This window comes from Paenibacillus jilunlii (genome assembly GCF_900102965.1).
Classification (GTDB): Bacteria; Bacillota; Bacilli; order Paenibacillales; family Paenibacillaceae; genus Paenibacillus_AQ; species Paenibacillus_AQ jilunlii.
Map to the genome: position 1 here is coordinate 815655 of NZ_FNGM01000001.1, position 19832 is coordinate 835486.

At 49.7% G+C, this 19832-nt stretch carries 23 protein-coding genes and 1 pseudogene; 15 read left to right on the forward strand and 9 right to left on the reverse strand.

All coding sequences use genetic code 11. The features are described from left to right. Positions 1–7: 7 nt before the first annotated feature. The 6 genes and pseudogenes from BLQ82_RS03870 to BLQ82_RS03895 form a co-directional block, all read right to left on the reverse strand. Complete coding sequence (locus BLQ82_RS03870) at positions 8–967, reverse strand: ABC transporter substrate-binding protein (protein WP_143013332.1); 960 nt, start codon at positions 965–967, stop codon at positions 8–10. 120 nt (positions 968–1087) lie between these two features. Then, complete coding sequence (locus BLQ82_RS03875) at positions 1088–2734, reverse strand: AraC family transcriptional regulator (RefSeq protein ID WP_062527857.1); 1647 nt, start codon at positions 2732–2734, stop codon at positions 1088–1090. 746 nt (positions 2735–3480) lie between these two features. Next, a pseudogene (locus BLQ82_RS03880) lies at positions 3481–3763 on the reverse strand (preprotein translocase subunit SecA); the annotation flags it as partial. Positions 3764–3852: 89 nt separating this feature from the next. Then, positions 3853–4719, reverse strand: a complete 867-nt coding sequence (locus BLQ82_RS03885; RefSeq protein ID WP_062527858.1) for a sulfurtransferase — start codon at positions 4717–4719, stop codon at positions 3853–3855. A gap of 84 nt (positions 4720–4803) precedes the next feature. After that, on the reverse strand, positions 4804–5505 hold the full coding sequence (locus BLQ82_RS03890) for a zf-HC2 domain-containing protein (RefSeq protein WP_062527860.1): 702 nt from the start codon (positions 5503–5505) through the stop codon (positions 4804–4806). Beyond that, complete coding sequence (locus BLQ82_RS03895; protein WP_062527862.1) at positions 5502–5993, reverse strand: RNA polymerase sigma factor; 492 nt, start codon at positions 5991–5993, stop codon at positions 5502–5504. The genes BLQ82_RS03890 and BLQ82_RS03895 overlap by 4 nt, the downstream gene beginning before the upstream one ends. A 123-nt stretch (positions 5994–6116) precedes the next feature. Between BLQ82_RS03895 and BLQ82_RS03900 the strand changes: the two genes are divergently transcribed. After that, positions 6117–7079: a phosphotransferase gene (locus tag BLQ82_RS03900; RefSeq protein ID WP_425287523.1), complete on the forward strand. Its 963-nt coding sequence runs from the start codon at positions 6117–6119 to the stop codon at positions 7077–7079. Positions 7080–7283: 204 nt separating this feature from the next. Here BLQ82_RS03900 and BLQ82_RS03905 read toward each other — a convergent pair whose 3' ends face one another. Continuing rightward, a complete protein-coding gene (locus BLQ82_RS03905) occupies positions 7284–7673 on the reverse strand; it encodes a hypothetical protein (RefSeq protein WP_062527866.1) in 390 nt (129 codons plus the stop codon). Positions 7674–7940: 267 nt separating this feature from the next. On the opposite strand from BLQ82_RS03905, the gene BLQ82_RS03910 reads away from it, so the two are divergent. The 5 genes from BLQ82_RS03910 to BLQ82_RS03930 are packed head-to-tail and all read left to right on the forward strand — an operon-like array spanning position 7941 to position 11468. Continuing rightward, positions 7941–8912: an ABC transporter ATP-binding protein gene (locus tag BLQ82_RS03910; RefSeq protein WP_062527868.1), complete on the forward strand. Its 972-nt coding sequence runs from the start codon at positions 7941–7943 to the stop codon at positions 8910–8912. Next, positions 8905–9651 (forward strand): ABC transporter permease, encoded by a 747-nt coding sequence (locus BLQ82_RS03915; protein ID WP_062527870.1) that lies wholly within the window; start codon positions 8905–8907, stop codon positions 9649–9651. The genes BLQ82_RS03910 and BLQ82_RS03915 overlap by 8 nt, the downstream gene beginning before the upstream one ends. Then, positions 9651–10025, forward strand: a complete 375-nt coding sequence (locus tag BLQ82_RS03920) for a GntR family transcriptional regulator (RefSeq protein ID WP_062527871.1) — start codon at positions 9651–9653, stop codon at positions 10023–10025. The genes BLQ82_RS03915 and BLQ82_RS03920 overlap by 1 nt, the downstream gene beginning before the upstream one ends. A gap of 13 nt (positions 10026–10038) precedes the next feature. Next, on the forward strand, positions 10039–10740 hold the full coding sequence (locus BLQ82_RS03925; protein WP_062527874.1) for an ABC transporter ATP-binding protein: 702 nt from the start codon (positions 10039–10041) through the stop codon (positions 10738–10740). Beyond that, positions 10734–11468, forward strand: coding sequence for a hypothetical protein (locus BLQ82_RS03930; RefSeq protein WP_062527875.1), 735 nt, complete (start codon positions 10734–10736; stop codon positions 11466–11468). Before BLQ82_RS03925 ends, BLQ82_RS03930 begins: the two co-directional genes overlap by 7 nt. A 76-nt stretch (positions 11469–11544) precedes the next feature. Here BLQ82_RS03930 and BLQ82_RS03935 read toward each other — a convergent pair whose 3' ends face one another. After that, entirely contained in the window at positions 11545–11925 is a 381-nt protein-coding gene (locus BLQ82_RS03935; RefSeq protein ID WP_062527877.1) for a PilZ domain-containing protein, read from the reverse strand. 294 nt (positions 11926–12219) lie between these two features. Here BLQ82_RS03935 and BLQ82_RS31230 point away from each other — a divergent pair, with 294 nt between their 5' ends. From BLQ82_RS31230 to coaD, 9 genes are all read left to right on the forward strand, one after another. Then, on the forward strand, positions 12220–12378 hold the full coding sequence (locus BLQ82_RS31230) for a glucosaminidase domain-containing protein (protein WP_143013333.1): 159 nt from the start codon (positions 12220–12222) through the stop codon (positions 12376–12378). Positions 12379–12447: 69 nt separating this feature from the next. Then, positions 12448–12726, forward strand: coding sequence for a holin (locus BLQ82_RS03940; protein ID WP_062527879.1), 279 nt, complete (start codon positions 12448–12450; stop codon positions 12724–12726). Between the two features lie 126 nt (positions 12727–12852). Beyond that, complete coding sequence (locus tag BLQ82_RS03945; RefSeq protein WP_062527882.1) at positions 12853–13275, forward strand: hypothetical protein; 423 nt, start codon at positions 12853–12855, stop codon at positions 13273–13275. 160 nt (positions 13276–13435) lie between these two features. Further along, positions 13436–13573, forward strand: coding sequence for a hypothetical protein (locus BLQ82_RS31775; RefSeq protein ID WP_157243863.1), 138 nt, complete (start codon positions 13436–13438; stop codon positions 13571–13573). A 410-nt stretch (positions 13574–13983) separates the two neighbouring features. Continuing rightward, entirely contained in the window at positions 13984–15696 is a 1713-nt protein-coding gene (locus tag BLQ82_RS03955) for an alpha/beta fold hydrolase (RefSeq protein ID WP_062527886.1), read from the forward strand. A gap of 73 nt (positions 15697–15769) precedes the next feature. Continuing rightward, positions 15770–16708, forward strand: coding sequence for a cysteine synthase A (cysK, locus tag BLQ82_RS03960; protein ID WP_062527888.1), 939 nt, complete (start codon positions 15770–15772; stop codon positions 16706–16708). An 84-nt stretch (positions 16709–16792) separates the two neighbouring features. After that, positions 16793–17110, forward strand: coding sequence for a hypothetical protein (locus tag BLQ82_RS03965; protein WP_062527890.1), 318 nt, complete (start codon positions 16793–16795; stop codon positions 17108–17110). 396 nt (positions 17111–17506) lie between these two features. Further along, positions 17507–18115 carry a 16S rRNA (guanine(966)-N(2))-methyltransferase RsmD gene (gene rsmD, locus BLQ82_RS03975; RefSeq protein ID WP_062527894.1) on the forward strand — a complete coding sequence of 203 codons (609 nt, stop codon included), beginning with the start codon at positions 17507–17509 and terminating at the stop codon, positions 18113–18115. Then, complete coding sequence (gene coaD, locus BLQ82_RS03980) at positions 18099–18620, forward strand: pantetheine-phosphate adenylyltransferase (protein WP_143013334.1); 522 nt, start codon at positions 18099–18101, stop codon at positions 18618–18620. The genes rsmD and coaD overlap by 17 nt, the downstream gene beginning before the upstream one ends. Here the strand turns inward: coaD and BLQ82_RS03985 are convergent. Next, on the reverse strand, positions 18589–19821 hold the full coding sequence (locus tag BLQ82_RS03985) for a nucleoside recognition domain-containing protein (protein WP_062527899.1): 1233 nt from the start codon (positions 19819–19821) through the stop codon (positions 18589–18591). The two genes, coaD and BLQ82_RS03985, sit on opposite strands and share 32 nt — an antisense overlap. Positions 19822–19832 lie beyond the last annotated feature (11 nt).

Consider the following 19832-nt stretch of genomic DNA (forward strand, 5'->3'; position numbering starts at 1 on the left):
ATCCCCTTTATTCCAATTTACCCTCAAAGGCTTGGAGAACCGAATCAATCGCATAGCGGTTCGCCAGCGGAGACATGCCCACGTTAAACCAATCCTTGCCCGCCATCATATACACCTGATTCTTCTTGACTGCATTCATGTTCTTCCACAGAGGACTATCCAGCATATCTTCATAGGTTTGCTTAACCTCAGCATTGTCCTCATTATTCAGCTGAATAATGAGGTGGTCGGGATTATACTCGGGCAATTTCTCAAGTGATATGGTTAATGACGGATCTTTGGGGAAGTTCGGAATCATCTCCAGCCCAAGCGTGGTATGAATAAACTTTCCGCGATCGATCTGATCCCCATAGAGGATGAGGCTGTTAGGCATAACCATCATATACAACACGGTTTCGTTGCCAACCAGATCATCAAGCTTCCGCTTGGCTTCAACCTCCTGGGCTTCCAGATCTTGAATGACCTTCTCTGCAATGTCCTTCTTGCCCAGGACCTCGCCTATATCCTTCAGTTCATCACGCCAGTCATCGCGCTGTGGCAGCAGAACCGTCGGTGCGATCCCGGATAACTGATCATAGTCCTTGTCAGACCACCAGACGGGAGCAAGGATAAGATCTGGTTCAGAGGCCAATATCATTTCAAAATTTGGGGTTTCTGCAATGCCCATTTTAAGTGTATCCTTGAGCGGTTCTCGCAGATAGGTTGGTAGATCCGTATGATAGTTCTGTACTGCTATGGGTGTAACGCCCAATGCTTGCAGAAACTCCGGATAGACTACGGAGAGTCCGATGACTTTGGTTGGATTGGCAGGGATCTTAATCTCGCCTTTTTCACTTTTTACTACACGAATGTCCGCTTCAGCTGTGGCGGCAATCTTGGCCTGTCCACTGTTATTTGAGCAAGCTGCCATTACTAATACCAGCACAATAGCCATACAGAACGCCATTCCTGTTCTTATCTGTATCATTTATTATGTAACCTCCTGATTTTCGATACCTTAAATCTCACTTGCGAGTGAGAATCAATATCACTGTTAGGAGTATAAAACAATCTTTCAGATCCGACTATTGACAATCTCGCCAATATTTTATGTTCGATTACGCCAAAGAGACAACGCCAGATCGAGAATCAGCTCCTGAGTGAACGATGTATACTCTGTCCACGGGAAGGGAGGGAGATGGTCAATACGCGAATATCCGGCGGGATCAGGATGCTTCCACGACTCCTTGTCTCGGAGATCAGACCAAACGGCCTGCGAGTGGACATCCTCATCCACAATCAACAGGAGCCTGTCCGCATCCGCAGACCTCAGCTCTTCCAGCGTCAATGTCTGATGGCTAAGCTTGCGGTTAACAACGGACGCCGGGAGCAGATGCAGATCATCGTAGAGCACTTCACCCAAGCTTCGATTAGACAACACGGTAATCTTTTGACCGGATATTCGGGCAATAAGAAGCTTGTCCTTGGCGAGTTCATGATCTAAGTCCGCCCGGACAGCCTCGGCTTTGCGCTCATATTTTTCTAACCATGCTGCCGTTTCCTTTGCCCTGTTGAGGCATTTTCCGATGAATCTTAATTGCGTCCGCCAATCCATTCGGAGCCAGGACACGAGATAAGTGGGTGCAAGCTCTTGAAGCTGCTGCTGTATGTCCGGACTTAGCGATTGCTCCAGCCCCAGAATAAAATCAGGATGGAGGTGGGCGAGCTGCTGTATTCTGGTATCGTCATCCTGGGCAAGAGGAAGTACCGCACCAGGCTCATATTTACGGCGGTAATATTCAGTCCAAGGATGGTCAGCCGGAGCTGCGCAGGGAATAATATTCAGAGTAAGCAGTGCCCCAATCAGGCTGCCGTGGTAAGCAACAATTTTCAGCTTGGCATTTCGCATGAATGTTGCCGGAGCAACACCGGTAATTTGCTTGAATTTGCGCCGGAAATATGGGATGTCCTTATAACCGACGTAAGCGGCGATATCCTTTAATTCATAATTCGTTTGCGGCAGCATAAGGCTCCTTGCTTGTCTGATCCGGTATTCGGTCAGGTATTCAATCGCGCTGATACCGTATTTCTGCTTGAACAGTCTGATGAAATGCCTTTCGCTGGTGCCTGCCTCGCCTGCCAGCAGACGGATGGAGAGCTCTTCGCGGTAGTGTTGCTCTATATATGTCTTGACCCGCTCCATCACAGCGTCTGTATCGCTCAGCTGCAACTGGCTGGCATCGCTCAGCAGACTATACAGCAGCTCATAGAATCCGCTCTGGGCATGCAACCGCTGCAAGGGGTTTATGTTTCCCATGGAAGCGGCGATGGCCTCACAGTGTTTGCTGTAAGTAATAGTTGATGCAATCGCTGCTTCTCCTTCCATGGGGAAGGGGATATGAAGCTCCGATGAGCTTGCCTGTTCCTGATCTTCAGACAGATCACGCCGACCAAATACATCAAACCGGAGAATGTATAACCTCTGGTCTCCTGAACCCTCTAGACGGGCTTCGATCAACTGCCCTGGCAGGCAAACAAAAACAAATCCCGCTCTGAGTTCAGCATATTTTCCATCTACCGTTATCCAACCACGGCCAAATATTGGAATCAGGAGCAAATGCGATTCAAGAAATTGCAGCCGAAGTGACCACTCTCCCTTGGGATTGTTGTTCTGTGTGATGCTTCGAAGCCTGAACCACATTTGGTCAATCTGTCCGAATGTTCCCGCAGGCGGTATGCCATCCTTACTGATCATTCATCGCCACCACCTTCCGATATGCTGCAACACGCAAATACTTGCATCTGAGGCCGCGAGCCACTGGGATAAGGTATCCTTTTTTCCGGTTGAAGCGAACGATTCTCTGAGCAGAATATCTGCTGTTTACCGATGAGAGATTCATGCTGTACACTACTTTCCATTGAAATTCGAAACAAAAACGGGACACTTATATGCTATTCGTATAATATACTATTTTTTAATCCGTAACTAACTAAAAGCTCTAATTAAGCCTTGAAAAGAGATTTAACGATGGTACGAAGCTGTGCGTTCGGCGACTGCAGGGATAAGAGGCTGGAGTGACTGGGTTAGCTGTGAAGGGAATGTTCGTAATTATTGAATACATCGCCAAACGGCTTATAAGCATCAGCGATGTATTTTTGTGCCCCGAAGTCAACACAGAGTCAACGTTTCGCTTCGGAAAACATTTTCAGAGTAGGATGAATCGGGCGCTCGCTCTTAGCCGGCCATATCGACTTGTTTCCAAATCTTCTGAGAATAGTTCAGGTTCAGCCGTTATTTCGTGCAGGAAATAGGCGGCAACGTTATTATTCTTCAAAAAGCTACGCTGCATCAATATTTTGACAGCTTGAATACCGGTCTCATAATCATGCGAATCCAATAAGCAAATACAGTCGTTCCGGTCCATGAGCTGCGCTTATTCTGGATGTATTGATCACTGATAATATAAGTCCTGGTGGAAGCAGGGCTCTTCAAGAGCCTCATCCCGCTTTGGAGATCATTTCGGCTTCTTCTGCGTCATTTTTAGCATTCAGAACATTGAAAGCTACGCCGGCAGCCGCTAGCGCCTCTGCCAGCATGGCAGACTCCTCGACGCTTGACGTGCCAATGAGAATTGGACGTCCCGCCCTATGGACGGACGTGATTTCTTGTACGAAGCCTTGAGTTTAGCTTCTTTATGGGTGTAATCCGGTGCGGGTGATCGATCCGGATGTTTGGCCGGTTCGGAGGGATTTGCACGATCTGCAGCGCATAAATATCTTCGAAGTTCGCAGGCACGGCAAAAAACCGCCCGAAGCCCTTCGGCTCCAAGCGGCACATTTACAAGGTTACACCTCTATAGGGATTGGCGAATGCTATTTTTCCCCCGTCGCCACCAGATTCTCACTATACGAAATCCAGTCACTCCAGCTCCCGGCATACAGCCGTACCTTCCTGTACCCGGCCTTTTCCAGTGCCAGTATGTTCGGGCAGGCGGTTACGCCGGAGCCGCAATAGACGATGATCTCACGGTCCTTGTCCAGTCCTGCGAAGTGCTCGACAAGCTGTTCGGCACTTTTATAGCTTCCATCTTCATTCTGTGTGTTTTTCCAGAAGTAATTGACCGCACCGGGGATATGTCCGGCTTTTTTGTCCAGCGTCTCTTCCTTGCCCTGATAGCGCTCACCCGCGCGGGAGTCGATCAGGACCGGCAGGGCAGAAGGGGAGGAGGAAGTAGCAGCGACCGTTTGCTCCGACACCTGACGAACCTCATCGACATTTGCCAGCATCTGCGGCTGTACCTTTGGCTCAAAAGTGCTCGGCACCCGTACCGGCTGATGATCCGTGACCGGGAACTTCTCAGCTTTCCAGGCGCTGAAGCCGCCTTCCAGAATGAATACATTCTCATGCCCCAGGTAACGCAGCAGCCACCACAGACGTGCGGCATTCATGCCGCACTCGTCGTCATAAGCAACAATCCGGGAATCGTTCCCGATTCCGAGCTTCGCCAGGCGGGCAGCAAGCACTTGGGGATCAGGCAGCGGGTGGCGTCCGCCGTGTTCTCCCGCCGGGCTTGACAAATCATGCTCCAGATCAAGATAAACGGCACCAGGAATATGCTCCTGTTCATAGCTCTCTCTGCCAGCCTCGGGTTTACCCAGCGTAAACCGGCAATCCACAATCGTCTGCTCCGGCTCATAGAGCCTTGCCAGCAGCCAGCGTTTGGTTACGGTAGCGTCCATTCGTATCCCTTCCTTTGCTTATATCAATATGAAGTTTATTATAGCGGAAAAATCTGAGGATCCTCAAGATAGGCTCCAAATCTTCTAATCCCGATCCACAAATTGTGCTTCGACGGCAGACGTGGCTGGCGCCAGTTCCATACCTTGCTTCCAGATCAGAATGGGTTTGTCATCCTTGGGGCCGTAATAGATGGCTTTAATCTGAGCGGAAGGGTCTGTATGGTTGGCATTTAATTGTTCGAGGTTGATCAATTCGTACCCGTTGCCAAGCCCAATCTCGGTAGACTTTTTGGTTTTGATGACAGGCCGCATCGGAGTGATATAGAAGTTGCCGTCACCTTCCGATTTACCACGGATCTGATTCACCTGATATCCATCGGTCAGCTTGACATGATATGCGATCTTCCCGTTCTTGAGCCGGCTTACATCGGTGATTTCAATAACACTGGAGGGGACTTCTGTAATATTCCAGCGGAATAAGCCAACATACCCTAACACGATAACGCCACAAATGGTTGTAGCAAGAAACAGGCCTTTGGCAAATGCTGCAGCTCTGGAACGGTGCCAATACCCTTTGAAGCTTGCCAGCGCGGTGCTTTCCTGTTTGTTCTTTTCGATGACCTCAAAAGGCAGGCTGCTGCTCTGCTGCAGCTTGTGCAGGGCGGCAGTACAATGCTCGCAGGTCACCAAATGGGCCTCGATGGATTTTCTGGTATCTGCACTGCACACTTCATCATAGTATAGCGGCAGCAAATCCCTGACGATTTCGCAGGACAGTTTGTTCATCGGTTTTCCTCCATTAATAAGTCTTGTATGATGTTTCTTGCGCGGTGAAATGTAACTCTGGCCCAGCTTTCTGTTCTGCCAAAGACCTCACTGATATGTTCAAAGGACAGCTCTCCGAATACCCTCAATGTAAAGACTTCCTTATAAGGCTCTTTCAGGCTGTGCAGCAGCTTATGGATTCGCAGGGCTTCTGTTTTGTCAATCAGCTTTTGTTCCATCGAGAGGCTGTTTCCCTGCGTTTTTTCCTGCGGGTTGCCCAGATCAAAGCGTTTTTGTTTGTCCATATACTTGAAGTAGGTGTTTTTTGCAATTTGACACAGCCAGACACTGATTTTACAATTGCCTTTGAACTGGTCAATATTTTTAACTGCTTTTACAAAGGTTTCTTGCGTAATCTCCTCGGCTATCTGTTGGTCTCTGCTTAGAGACAACGCAAATAAGTAGACATCCTGAAAATATTGCTCGTAGATTTGCTCTACATCGGCCACGTGTTCACCACCTTACATATATAAGACCCGTTAGCGGGAGATTCGTTACAAAAACAAATAAGAGAGGGGCATAAGCCTACGGATACTATTGTAAGCCAGGAGTGGCCGGAGTGGAATGGAACGCTGCGGAAGCGGAGCGGCGGCTGGAATAATACAACCTATTTTGTGGAAAATAACGCTCGCCACGCCGTGCTGCGCATCTATGACACGCATAGGGATAGAAGCAAAATTGAATTCGAGCATGCCGTGCTGCAAAAGCTGGGCGTGTTGTCTTTACCGTTCAGCATACCAGAGCCTGTCCTGACCTCAAACGGAGGAACTATGGTTCGGTTGGAGGAGGGGAAAGGCAAGTTTGCCTGCTTGTTCAAGTATATTGAAGGAGATACGCCTGCTGAGGAGGAAACTGGCTATTTCGAATCCTTCGGAGAGGCCGCAGGCATCTTGTCCGCTGTGCTGGCAGACATAAATCCCAGTCTTGCTCCGGTGTACAGGCCTTATTATGAGCTGCCGCAGGCTTATCCGCTGTGCAGTGATACAAAGATTCGGGAGCTCTGTATGAATCCGCCCCGCCCTTTTGCCGGTCTTGTCCAAGAGCTGAAGCTGCTGTACGCAGCATATAACCAAATCGCTGATTCTCTGGCCGGACTCAAGGAGCTTCCGCATCAACTGGTGCACGGCGATTTGAACGCCTCGAATTTGCTGCTCGATTCCTCAGATCACCGGCAAGTAGCCGCGCTGCTGGATTTTGAATTCTGCACTCACGATGTGCGGGCTATGGAGCCTGCAGTTGTTCTGTCGGGACTGCTGGGGCATGCGGAGGAAGAGACAGCGGTCCGGGATTTCTGCCGGGGTTTCAGCCGCCGGGTCCGGCTCTCCGAAGCCGAAATCAATGCGGTCCCGCTGCTGATGCTGCTTAGAAAAGTTGATGTTTTCCTCCATTTTGTCACCCGTTATCTGGAGGGCACAGATGAAGCACATGTGCTGCAAGAACAGGTGAAGCTGCTGTCTGGAGATGTATTTCAGCTGTCCAGACGAACGTCACCAATTCTGGAGATTCTGAGGGAAGAGCAAGAGGGGAATTGCTGACGCTAATTCTTGCTCAACTGTACCTTTGCACCCAACCCATCAGCCGGCAGTGTGAGCTGATCCGACCTGTCCAACCTCTTCTGGAGTCCTGCGCTCCGTTCGCGGAGCGTCCCCCCAAGCTCTAACGCAGATCCTATTCAAAAACAACAAGGGCTGACCCAATCAGCCAACTTATGGCTTTGGGCCAGCCCCCGGCAAGACCTTTTACACGGTGGTGATTTCTTTCCAGTCGCCAAACGGGAAGGTCTGTTCAGGCACAGTAAAACCGTTAACGTCCCTGCCGGCAGCGTAAAGGGAAATATCACTTACAAACCCGGCTGCACCGGGGGATGAAACGGTAATCGTGTAATTCGCTACAGTAGTAGGAATAACAAGAGTAACTACACCCCTCGGAGCTGCAATCGCAAACGTTGTTGTGAAATACAACGTTTCAACCAATCCTTCCGGACCAGCATCAGTAATGCTGTAAGCATTAACTACGATGGGTTCCAGTCTTGCTGCGGTTGTGTTTGTAATACGCAGCTGGACGAACGTAGAGATCAATGCGAGTGTCGGGTCGAGATTGGAAACTGCACCGATTGTATAGATAGCCATAATGGCACCTCCTTCTCTTTTGGATAAGATAGTATATGCAAATTTGATAGAGTGTATTGGATTACCGTCTTTATTTAATAGAAAAGGCAGCTCACACGATAAAAGATGTCTTTCTGGAAGACAGTTTTGCACTGGGTTAGCGAGCGCGGGAAATTTGACTTTACAATATTTATGTTTCAGTGTACTATTTAACTAACACACCAATACGATATAACACTCGCTCCACATTTTGACTGACCATTATTGATTTCAATCCAGGAGGATGCTATGAATCAGACCAAATATCAACCAGAAGCTGCAGGTAACGGGAAGACGCCGATCGTACTGCAAATGCAAGGCGTAAGCAAGATCATTAAAGGGAAGGCCATTGTGAACGAACTGTCCTTTGATATTTGCAAGGGGGAAATTGTCGGGCTGCTGGGACCCAATGGCGCCGGGAAAACGACAACCATCCGCATGATGACCGGCTTAATTCGTATGACGGAAGGCGATGTGCTTATTGAGGGGCACAGTATCCGTAACGACTTCAACAAGGCTATAGCCAATATTGGCGCCATTATCGAGAATCCTGAGTTCTATTCACACATGACAGGCTACGACAACCTGAAGCAATACCAGCGGATGAGTGACGGAATTACGGATGACAGGATGGATGAAGTTGTACGGCTGGTTGGCCTGCAGGAAGCGATGGGCAAAAAGGTAAAAGCCTACTCCCTGGGGATGCGCCAGCGGCTTGGAATTGCCCAGGCGCTGCTGCATTCGCCCAAGCTGCTGATTCTGGATGAGCCTACGAACGGGCTTGACCCTGCGGGAATCCGGGAAATGCGTGATTATATGCGGAGAATCGCAGAGGTGGAAGGCATCTCCATCCTGATTTCCAGCCATATGCTTGCTGAGATTGAACAGATATGCCACCGTGCAGTAGTCATTCAGAACGGCAAGCTGATCGCCGTCACACCGCTCGGAGAAGAAGCGCAAGCCGGAGGAGCGATCCCTCTGGCGATCAGGGTAGGGAAGCTTGAAGCTGCCCTGGTTGTGATCCATAAACAGTCTGAAGTGCAGATCATCCGCACGGATGAAGCTAACTCCGAAATTCTTGTAAGTATGCCGGACGATCAAGTGCCGGAACTCATAGCTGCCTTCAGTGAAGCGGGAGTCAGGGTCTACCGCATTATGGATAACAAGCAAAGTCTGGAAGAAGAATTCCTGAAATGGACAGGAGGGAACCGCATTGCATAAGTTTAACCGTCTGGTGCTGAATGAATGGCTTAAATTATCGAAGAAACGCACCTTCTTCATCGCTTATGGGCTTTTGATTGTAATGCCGCTTGCAATAGGATATATGGTGCATTCGGTTGCGGGGGATATGTTTGCTTCCGGGCCGCAATTTGCAGCAGAGATGCTGCTGCCGACAGGCATCGGCCAGATCCTTAGTATTCTGGTCATTATCGGGACAGCGGGGATTGTCACCAAGGAGTACAGCCAAGGAACAATTAAGTTCCTGCTGATCCGGGCCCGCAGCCGTACGGCTATTCTTGCCTCCAAATTTGTGACCGTCCTGCTGTATGCACTCAGCCTTACTGTTGTAACAGCGGTTGCGGTATATGCCTCCGGTATGCTGTGGTTCGGAAATGGCGGAGCCAGCCTGGGAATTGGCGATGTGCTCACATCGGTGCTTTATAACAGCGTCTATATGGTGATGTTCGCAACAATGGCTTTTATGATTGGGATATTGACGACTTCTACCGGGGTAACCATAGGGATTTCGATGTTTGGCTTAACGATCAGCAATCTGGTCATTTTCCGGGACTTCTATAAATATGTCTTGTTTCCCAACTTGAATCTGGCTGCCTATGAAGGTGGCGGGGCACCGCTTCCGGGGATGACTCTGGGGTTCTCTATCCTCATGCTGGCTGTATATTTCTTACTGTTTCTTCTGGCGGGATTTATGGTGTTCAGACGAAGGGACGTTGCTTGATGACCATAGAATTTGACAATAATCAGCCGATTTACCTCCAGATCATGAATTATATGAAAGGGGAGATCGTGACGGGCAAGCTGAAGCCGGGCGACAAAATCCCCTCCGTACGTGAATTGGCCGCTGAACTGCAGATTAATCCGAATACGGTGCAAAGAACCTTTCAGGAACTGGAGCGTGAGACCATCGTGGAAACCCGGCGCGGGATGGGCAGGTATGTAACCGGCAATGAAGAGACGATTCTGACCATTAAAAAAGAGATGGCACAGGATGTCCTGGACCGTTTTATCCGCGGCATGCAGGAGCTGGGCTTTCAGAGTGAGGAGATTCTGGCGGCTGTAGCTGAGAATATTGAAATAAGAACAAAACCATAGGGGGATTATCGCGGTGGACAGGATACTTCAAGTACAAAATGTGACCAAAAAATATGGCTCCAAGCATGCGCTGCGCGGGGTCTCCTTCGGACTGAGTGCCGGTAAAATCGTCGGACTTCTCGGCAGCAACGGCAGCGGCAAAACTACGCTGATGAAACTGATTGCCGGGCTGGCCCAGCCGACCTCAGGGGGAATTTCCGTGCTGGGCGTCCCGGTGGGGGAAGCGAGCAAGTCACTGGTGTCATTTATGCCGGACCGCCCGTTAACCGAATCATGGATGAAGGTGGAGGATGCTCTCAGATTCCAGCAGGATTTCTACCCAGACTTCGATCCCGGCAAAGCGAAACGGATGCTGGAATTCATGAAGCTTAGCGAGCGGGACAAAGTCCGTACGTTATCTAAAGGGATGGGGGAACGCCTGCAGCTGACCTTGGCACTCTCGCGCCGGGCCAAATTATATGTTATGGATGAGCCTATCGGAGGTGTTGACCCCGTTGCCCGGACCAACATTCTTAACGCGCTGATGGAGTTCTATGAGGAAGACAGCACCATCCTGCTCTCCACGCACCTCGTGACTGACATCGAACGGATTTTTGACGAAGTGATGTTTATCAAGGAAGGTGAGCTTGTGCTGCATAGTGAAGTGGAGGAACTTCGGCTTCAGCGCGGCAAAAGTATTGATGAGCTGTTCAGAGAGGTGTATGCGGAATGCTGAAACTGATGAAATATGATTTGAAAAGCAAACGGGAGCGGCTTCTGGCGTTTTTTGTAATTATGCTGCTTGTCCAGGCTGGCATATGGTTTACTAACAGTTCAATGGGGTCCGAGCTGATCACGTTCCATATCATTACGTATGCCGGTTTCAGCTTTGCTCTGCTGCTCATAGCTTTTTTCAGCTATTTCCGTTACTTACAGTCTTATGCCAGACGGCTGCTGCCGGTCCCTACGGTTCAGAGTGTGCTCTCACCGCTGCTGCTCTTCTGGGTTCTGCTGCTGTCTGTTGTGGCCATTGCTGCGGTTCATTTTGGCATTTATATTCTGGTGTATTCCTCAGATTTTCTTCCGGTGAATTTCTGGCCCGTGGCATCCTGGAGTGTGCTTAATCTCCTGTGGACTGCCGGATTTGAACTTATTCTCCTGATGTTTGCCGTCACTCTGGCTAAAAGCCTTCGCGTAAAAGGCACCATTTGGATTGCCATCGCTGTTTTTATGGTCGTGGAGAACGGACTATCCTTTATGGAGCGGCAGTTCTGGGGTAGCTATATGTCTGCTCTGGATAACGTATTCCGCTTTGAGGTTTATGATCCCTCGGCCGTAAGCAGCGGGTTGAGAATATACGGTACTTCAACTGAATTTCTCTGGCCGCTCCTCTTCGAAGCCGTCATTGGAGCCGTGCTGATTTATGTAATGACACTGCTGATTCAAAAGAGAATTGAAACCTGACTCTGCTGCTGAAACGAAGGACGGGCGCATCACAAAAAGACGTCCTCCTAAGAGGGCATCTATAATGACGGGTGTATTATAATCCTTGAGCTCTACGCGTGTTCGTCCAGAGCTCAAGCTCCCGGACCAATTGCTCTTCTTCGGCCTCCTGCAAATCCAGGCGGATTCCATACTGGAACTGGCCCAGTCCAAACATCCAGCCCCAGCGCACACTGCCTTCGAACTGCAGTTTGTCTTCTGCCAGCTGGAAATGAATAATCAGCTTCGTATCCCCGGCGGTAAAGCGGAGGTTCAGCGAGGTGCGCACCTTGCAGCCTGAACGGCTAAGGTCAAGCAGCACGCCTTCTGTTAATTTTCCGGCACCCGGACCGGAATTGCCCGCAGGAAGTTCCAGCCAGCATTCTATAGGCTGGTTCATTACATATCGGAATGGTTCTTTTCTACTGGAGTCGTCCATTTCAACCTCCGCTGTTTTTTTGCTATTATATCGAACTGCACTGATCAGGGCAATCTACTAAAGTGCTATTTTTAAAATAAAGAAAGCTGTTTCTGTGTATATAAATTACAATTCTGTATAACCTTCCGGCGGCTGCAGATTCTGGAATACAAAATAAACCTTTCTCATAGGACTGGAGTACTAATCATCCAGATATGAAGAAAGGTTTTTTGCTGTTAGTGCAGCTGTTGGCATAGGGGACAGCACAGGCAGAATAAGAGAACGCGAATTCAATATAGAGAAAGGATGTGAGGAGTGACAGAGAGTGAATTTATTGCTATAATCGCATCTTTTGCAGTTGCTAATATGCAGCAGAGTAATATTGCGGCTTCCCTGTCCATCGCACCGGCGGCACTTGAATCCGGCTGGGGCAGCAGCGGGAGTGCTGGATACACAAGCCTGCGGCAGCTATGATTTTTACAGAACAATTACTATGTTGTACCGGGCGGGTCTCTTTGCACCTGAAAAGGAGGTGTGATGAACATGGTGAATGAGGCGCTGAATAATGTGCTGGCTTTTGCTTCGGTACTGGCGGTTTTTGTCCTGGCCCTGGTTCAACTCGTCAAGACCACCGTAAACCTTCCGCGTAATCTGGTTCCGGCTGTTGGACTCGTTATCGGCCTGTTTGTAGGTGCTGTAGCGTACCCTTTTACAGATATGAATCTGGTTTTACGTCTGTGGGCAGGGGGACTTGCAGGATTGTCGGCTACCGGACTGTTCGAGCTGGCGTTCAATAAAAGGGAAGGCACTACCAAGGACTGAAAGGCTATGGTAAATCCAACTACCGGCAGAAGGCCGGCAATCTATTTTAGGCAGTGTCCGCAGGCCAGAAGACCAGGCAATTCATAGATTTCATTAATACAATAGAGAAGGAAAGGAGGTGCTCATATGGGAACTTATTTGGATGCAAGAACCTCGCAGAATGCCAGTACCGCCAATTCCATTGCGATTCCGATTCTGGTCATCAACACCCCGCAGCTGTTCGGTCAGATTGGCCTGATCACTGAAGGGGCTACGACAAATCCGCGTGTGCTGCTTAAGGGAACTATTTCTATACAGCTTCCCCTGGCTCTGGTAGGTATTACGATTAGAATAGTAAGAGGAACTTTGTCTACGGACCCTGTAGTATACTCTGCAACCTCTACATTCAATTTAAGCATTCTGGCACCACAGGTCATTACTTTTTCCGCTGCTGACTTTCAGCCGCCAATTACTCCACAATTGACTTATACCGCTTTTGTCTCATCCAATCTTCTGGGGGCGATTCGTGTCGGTCCAGAGAGCTTTGACGGAATTCTGGTTTCCGATTAATGCCACAGCATCCTGCCAAACCTTCGCTAAGGGAGACAGGATGCTTTTTGCACTGGATATTCAGAAGCGATGGCCTAAATATAAACCTTTTCGCCCAATCTATAAGAGGCAAGGATACATATTCTGTTGTGTAGTGATCATTTGTGAAGGAGGTAATCTCATGGGTGCAGATTGCGGTTATGGCGGTAATGTGGGTGGCGCTAATCATTGTCCTGTTGTAAGTCCGTTCACTTCTACAGGTGCAATTCTGGTGCTTTACATTTTGCTGGTTATTATTTTGAGTGCCTGTTTCATCTAGTTACTAAAATAACGCGGTCTTTGGGCAGAAATGCCGGGGATCGCGTTTTTTGCAGGTTGTCATGGACAAGCCATTGCAGGGGACGGGAAAAGCTAAGCTGCAGGAAAAGAAAAAGCTATATAGAGTGAACTTGAAAAACGAACAAAAGGGAAAAGGGATGGAGGGGAAGTTTGGAACTGGAGGAGCGAAAGCGTCCGCCTTTGTCTGCGGATTTCCACCGCGAACAGCGGTACAAATCAAGAAATCTGCAGACAACAGCGGCCGGAAGTCCAAACATTCTCCGGAGTCCCGACGAAGTCCCTAATGTAAAGATCTTAAGTTCACTCTATATGATTCGAAGAAATAATTGTAACTATATCCCATGTGATCCGTATACCAAAAGGATGTGATAACAGAAAGGGGATAATAACATGAGCAAAAAATTAACGTTGCTCTTGGCCTGCCTGCTGCTGGGTTTATCAATCTGGCCGGCACCTGCTGCGAACGGAGCAGAATCTAAGGTGATTTTCAGTGTGAACAATGAAGTGCTTCAATTTCCTGCCAATGAGGCTCCATGGATAACCGGCGATATGTTAATGGTGCCTATCCGCAAGGCGGGTAAAGCGCTCGGTTTGGAAGTTATCTACATACAAAAAGAGAAAAAACTTCAATTAAGCCGCAATGGACAGCAGCTTGCCATTAAGCTTGGGACAAATGAAGCGGTAGTGAACGGGAAGGACAAGCTTGCGATTAACGGGAAAGTTATACTTCGCGGGAATCTTATATATGTACCCATTTCTTTGTTTAATGTTATGGGTTTGATCAGTTCCTTTGATTCCGCAGCTGGTCAGGCGGCAGTTAATTCGCCGCAAAATTATGCCGATACTGTCACAGGCCTGCTGGCCTCCGGTAAATATGAACAGTTGTGGCAGCGGCATTTCGATAAAACCGCAAAAACAGCCATGCCAGTGATGAAGCTCCAGCAGGTATGGGAAGGACTAGCGGAACCCTACGGAGCGTACAACAAGCTGACTTCCATATCCAGCCGCCAAGATGCTGGGCGGATTACAATTACAAGCACAGCCTCTTTTGCCAAAGGGGACCTCGCCATCACCATAACCGTCAACAGCAATGGCAAAATTACTGGCCTCTGGTTCTCTCCTCATGCCCCTTCCCCCGCTGCACCGGAACTCAAGCTTCCGGAGGGAGTGACAGAGGAGGAAGTTACCGTTGGTGCAGGAACATCACACCCGCTGAAGGGGCTGCTTACCCTCCCCGCAAATTCGTCTCATCCCGTACCATCGGTTGTGCTCGTCCAAGGTTCGGGAGCTTCAGACCGTGATGAAACGGTGCTTGGCTACAAACCGTTTAGGGATATCGCCTACAGTCTGGCCAAACAGGGCATCGCAGTACTCCGGTATGATAAACGGAGTTACTCGTATCCGGAGCAGTTTACGGGAGCAGCAGCAGCTACAATAAATGTTAAGGATGAAGTGGTGGATGATGCGGTTGCCGCTGCTAATCTGCTCAAAGCAGACCAGCGGATGGATTCCGCCCGGGTCTATCTGGCAGGTCACAGCCTTGGTGGAATGCTGGCGCCGAGAATCGACTCCGAAGGCGGGAATTTCGCCGGATTGATCCTGCTGGCAGGCTCACCGCGGAATCTGTGGGAAATTATGTACGATCAGAACATGGCGGTCATCAATTCTCTCCCGGATGCTGACCCGGTCAAAGCGCAGGCAGCTGCAGCAGTCAACGCCGAACTCACCAAGGCGAAGGCACTGGCTGCAATGACGCTTGAACAAGCTAAGACGGCACCCAGTGTTTTTAAAATGCCTGCTTATTATTTCAAAGAGATGGATATGCATAATACAGCTGAACTGGCCCGCAAGCTGACCAAACCGGTATTTGTGCTGCAAGGGGGAGATGATTTTCAGGTCAATCCCACAACGGACTTTTCTTTATGGAAAGAAGTCTTGAAGGGGGATTCCGCCGCTTCATTTAAGCTTTACCCCGGTCTCAATCATTTCTTCGTGAATTATGAAGGCAAGGATGCGGGAACTGCGGCGGAATATAATACTCCTGGAATGGTTGACGGGCAGGTGCTTAGCGATATGGGACAATGGATTTTGGGGCAGCTATGAACCCCCAGAATTACTGGTATACACGATTTTTGTACAAAGTTACTTATGACTATTATTGCCTGGAGGGGTAGCAATGCCTAATATTTCTAAGAATCTGACAGAATTGATTGGAAACACGCCGCTGCTGGAGCTGGCGAATTACGCGAAGAGTCATCAGGTGGAGGCCAGGTTAATCGGGAAGCTGGAATACTTCAATCCGGCAGGAAGCGTTAAGGATCGTATCGGCTATGCCATGATACAAGACGCCGAAGCCAAAGGGCTGATCCGCAAGGATTCGGTGCTGATCGAACCGACCAGCGGAAATACCGGCATTGGTCTGGCTTTTGCCGCTGCAGCACTCGGGTACAGGCTGATCATCGTGCTGCCGGAGACGTTCAGCGTGGAACGCCGCAAGCTGCTCAGAGCGCTCGGAGCTGAACTGGTGCTGACTCCGGGAGCGGAAGGAATGCTGGGTGCGGTTCAAAAAGCTGAGGAACTGGCCGCAGCAATCCCCCATTCGTTCATCCTGCAGCAATTCAGCAACCCGGCCAATCCGCAAATCCACCGTGACACTACAGCAGAGGAAATCTGGAGGGATACCGGAGGGGCAGTGGATATATTTGTGGCGGGTGTAGGAACTGGAGGTACAATCACTGGAGTGGGCGAAGTGCTGAAAGCCAGAAATTCTGAAGTGCAGGTCGTTGCCGTTGAGCCGGCGGACTCTCCGGTTTTATCAGGAGGTAAACCGGGCGGACACCAGATACAGGGAATTGGAGCCAATTTTGTGCCGGACAACTTTAATTTCGGGGTTGTGGATGAGATTGTCCAGGTGGAGAACAGCCATGCATTTGAAACTGCACGCAGCCTGGCCAGAACTGAAGGTCTGCTGGTGGGAATCTCCTCCGGTGCTGCGGTCTACGCCGCTTCCCAAATTGCCAAACGTCCCGGAAATCAGGGTAAAAATATTGTAGTCATCCTGCCGGATACAGGGGAACGTTACTTGTCGACACAGCTTTTTGAAATGGAAGAGTGATGATGTATTCTTCCATTTTTTCGTGTAGAATATGAATTTTGATTCTGGTACAATCTATATATTAAGTTTTAAGGAGCGGGGCACATGGACAATGATCTGGTGCAATTGTTGCGGAATGTTATTCGGGAAGAACTAATCCCCATTAAGGATGAGGTCTCCTCCGTTAAAGATGGGGTATCCTCTGTTAAGGAAGAATTGGAAACCGTCAATGTACGCTTAGACCGGATTGAAATAGAGCAGCAGAATATGAAGCAGGACCAAGAACTGATTAAACGTGCTGTGCTGGAAACGAACGAACGTGTGATCAGAATTGAATCCATTCTGGAGAATCAGCATCGGATTATTGAACTGCTCTCCGCTCGGTCCATTGAGCAGGAAGCTCAGATTAAACGAATTATATAATAAGTGATTTTTCACCTTTTTTGCCACCTTTCTGGATTGGGAGGGTGGCATTTCTTATGCCATATGATGCAAACCTGTATAAATGAAGGCTTTGCACATAAAAATCGAGGCTCCCTTTCGGGAGCCTCTTTCATGGGAGAGGAGAAACCGGACGAAGAGCTTATGGGGAAACGTAAGCCTGCTCCGCGGTTGTCTACGACATTTTGTGATGTCGATAGTTACATGATGTCCCTGAATGCCCAAACTTATACACGCGAAGCTGGAAAAAATCTGTTAGTCTTTATTTTGACACAGACAGACATTTTTTTATTTCGATAGACAATTGTGGTACGATAGGCTTGGACTTGTGCCTTGAACGGCATAACAAACAGAGACATAAGAGCAGGTGAGTGAGCGGTGAGAGTTGTATCGGGAAGTGCAAAGGGGAGGCCTCTGAAGAGTGTTCCGGGCACCGGGACAAGACCAACTACTGATAAGGTCAAGGAAGCGATGTTCAGCATGATCGGCCCTTATTTTGACGGGGGAGCCGCACTGGATTTGTTCGCCGGAACAGGAGGGCTTGGGATTGAAGCCTTAAGCAGGGGGATGGATCAGGCCGTTTTTGTGGACATGGAGCAAAAGAGCATTGATACGGTGCGTGCGAATCTGAAGGCAGCCAAGGTCGAAGCGCAGGCAGAGGTATACCGCAATGATGCCGGAAGAGCGCTTAGTGCCCTGGAGAAAAGGGGGCGTTCCTTTGATCTGGTTTTCCTTGATCCTCCATACAGGCTTAAGCACGGGAATGAGCTGATGCTGGCCATGGTGCAAAAGGGTCTGCTCCGTCAGGACGCTGTGGTTGTGCTGGAGCATGAATCCAGCTATGAATATCCGGAGGTTATTCCGGGATTCCGAAGAACACGGCAGGCTGTATACGGCGAGACGGCAGTGTCTATTTATAAGTATGAGGCTTCTCCCCAAGAAGATACAGGGAATGCCAAGGAGGGTAATGATGAGTCTGCAGATTAGAAAAGAACGTGTCGCCATCTATCCGGGTACTTTTGATCCGGTGACGATGGGACATATGGATATTATTCAACGCGCAGCGAAACAGTTCGACAGACTGATTGTTGCCGTTCTTAACAACTTAAGTAAAAATCCGTTATTCTCCGTTGAAGAGCGGACTGATTTGCTTCGGCAAGCCACCCAGGACATTCCCAATGTGGAGGTAGACAGCTTCCGTGATCTGCTGGTCAACTATGTCCGGCAACAGGATGCCCAGGTCATCGTCCGCGGTATCCGGACAGTGACCGATTTTGAATATGAACTGCAGAATGCCTCCATTAACCATAATCTGGACCCCGATGCGGAAACCATCTTTATGATGACCAATCCGAAGTACTCCTATCTTAGTTCAAGTGTAGTGAAGGAGATTGCGCATTTCGGCGGGAACGTCTCCGATTTTGTGACACCTGAAGTAGAACAGGCAATGAAGCTCAAATTCAAGCGGATGGACGGCGGAGTGAAGCCATAACATAAACCCCCGCAGATAGGGATAATAATAAGAAAAGAATCAGGGATTGCAAGCCCAGTACCTGTGGCATATAGCTCCAGACCGTTACGGGGGCAGCAATACCTGGCAGCAGTTGATCTTTCGGTACTGCGGCAGCAGGCAATACAGCTGTTTGAAGATTCAACAGCGGCTTCCATAACAAGAGAGTGAACAAGAAGGCATAGATTCCGTGCAGCAGCCGGTTGGCAGCATAGGGCAAAAAACGTACGCCGGCTTGTTTAAGCAGAGTCAGCGCCTGAAGCTGCCCGCATATACCGCTCCAGCCGAGGGCAGCCGACAGCAAGGCCGCTCTTAGGAGATCTGCAGAACTCATGGAAGGAAGCCCCGATGTTCCGGCGCTAAGCGCATGAGCCCCGAGATGAATCTCCAGCACGCTGGCTGCCAGTGCCTGGGGAAGCTGCGGGAACATGGAAGCCGTTATGTTGATGACAACGGCAAAAATGATCATATAACCACCGACGATCATCAGGTTCTGGACGGCAGAACCTACAGACTCTCCGAGCAGTCTGCCGAAGCTGCGCCCGTCCTGTTCACGGGCCTCCACAGCTGCCCGGTAGACGCGTCTTGGCAGGGAGGTTTTTTTGCGGTTCGCCTCAGCAAGAATAACCATCCCCTTATTCCCGGAGCGTCCCCCGATGAGAGCAGAAGTATAACCGGCGGACAGCCCGGCAAGCCAGTGGATGGCCAAAAGCGCATAGCCTGACGCCGGGCTATGCAGAAAAGCTGCACCCACGACGATCAGCAGGGTGACCGGGCTGGCATAATGAGCAAGTGAAGCCAGTCTTCCGGCTTCCTGATCCGTAATGCCGCCCTGCTTGTGCAGCTGCATAACGGCGCCTGCACCGGCGGGAAAGCCGGCAGTCATTCCAAGGACCAGCGTCCAGCCGCTGGTGCCGGGCAGACGGAAGATCCGTTTCATCAGCGGCTCCAGCAGCACGCCAAGGCTGTGGACTACTCCCGAGGCCGCAAGCATTTCAGAGAGTATCAGAAAAGGCAGCAGGGCCGGAAAAACAAGAGTCCACCAGAGCTTGAGGCCTTGCAATGAGGCTGCGAAGGAGGACTCCGGCGCAGACACGATTGCGGCCGCCAGCAGGATGGCTGCAGTTCCGCCGACAAATGGAGCAGCACCTGAGGTTATCCGGTGTATTTTAATGTTATTCATTTTGAGCTTCA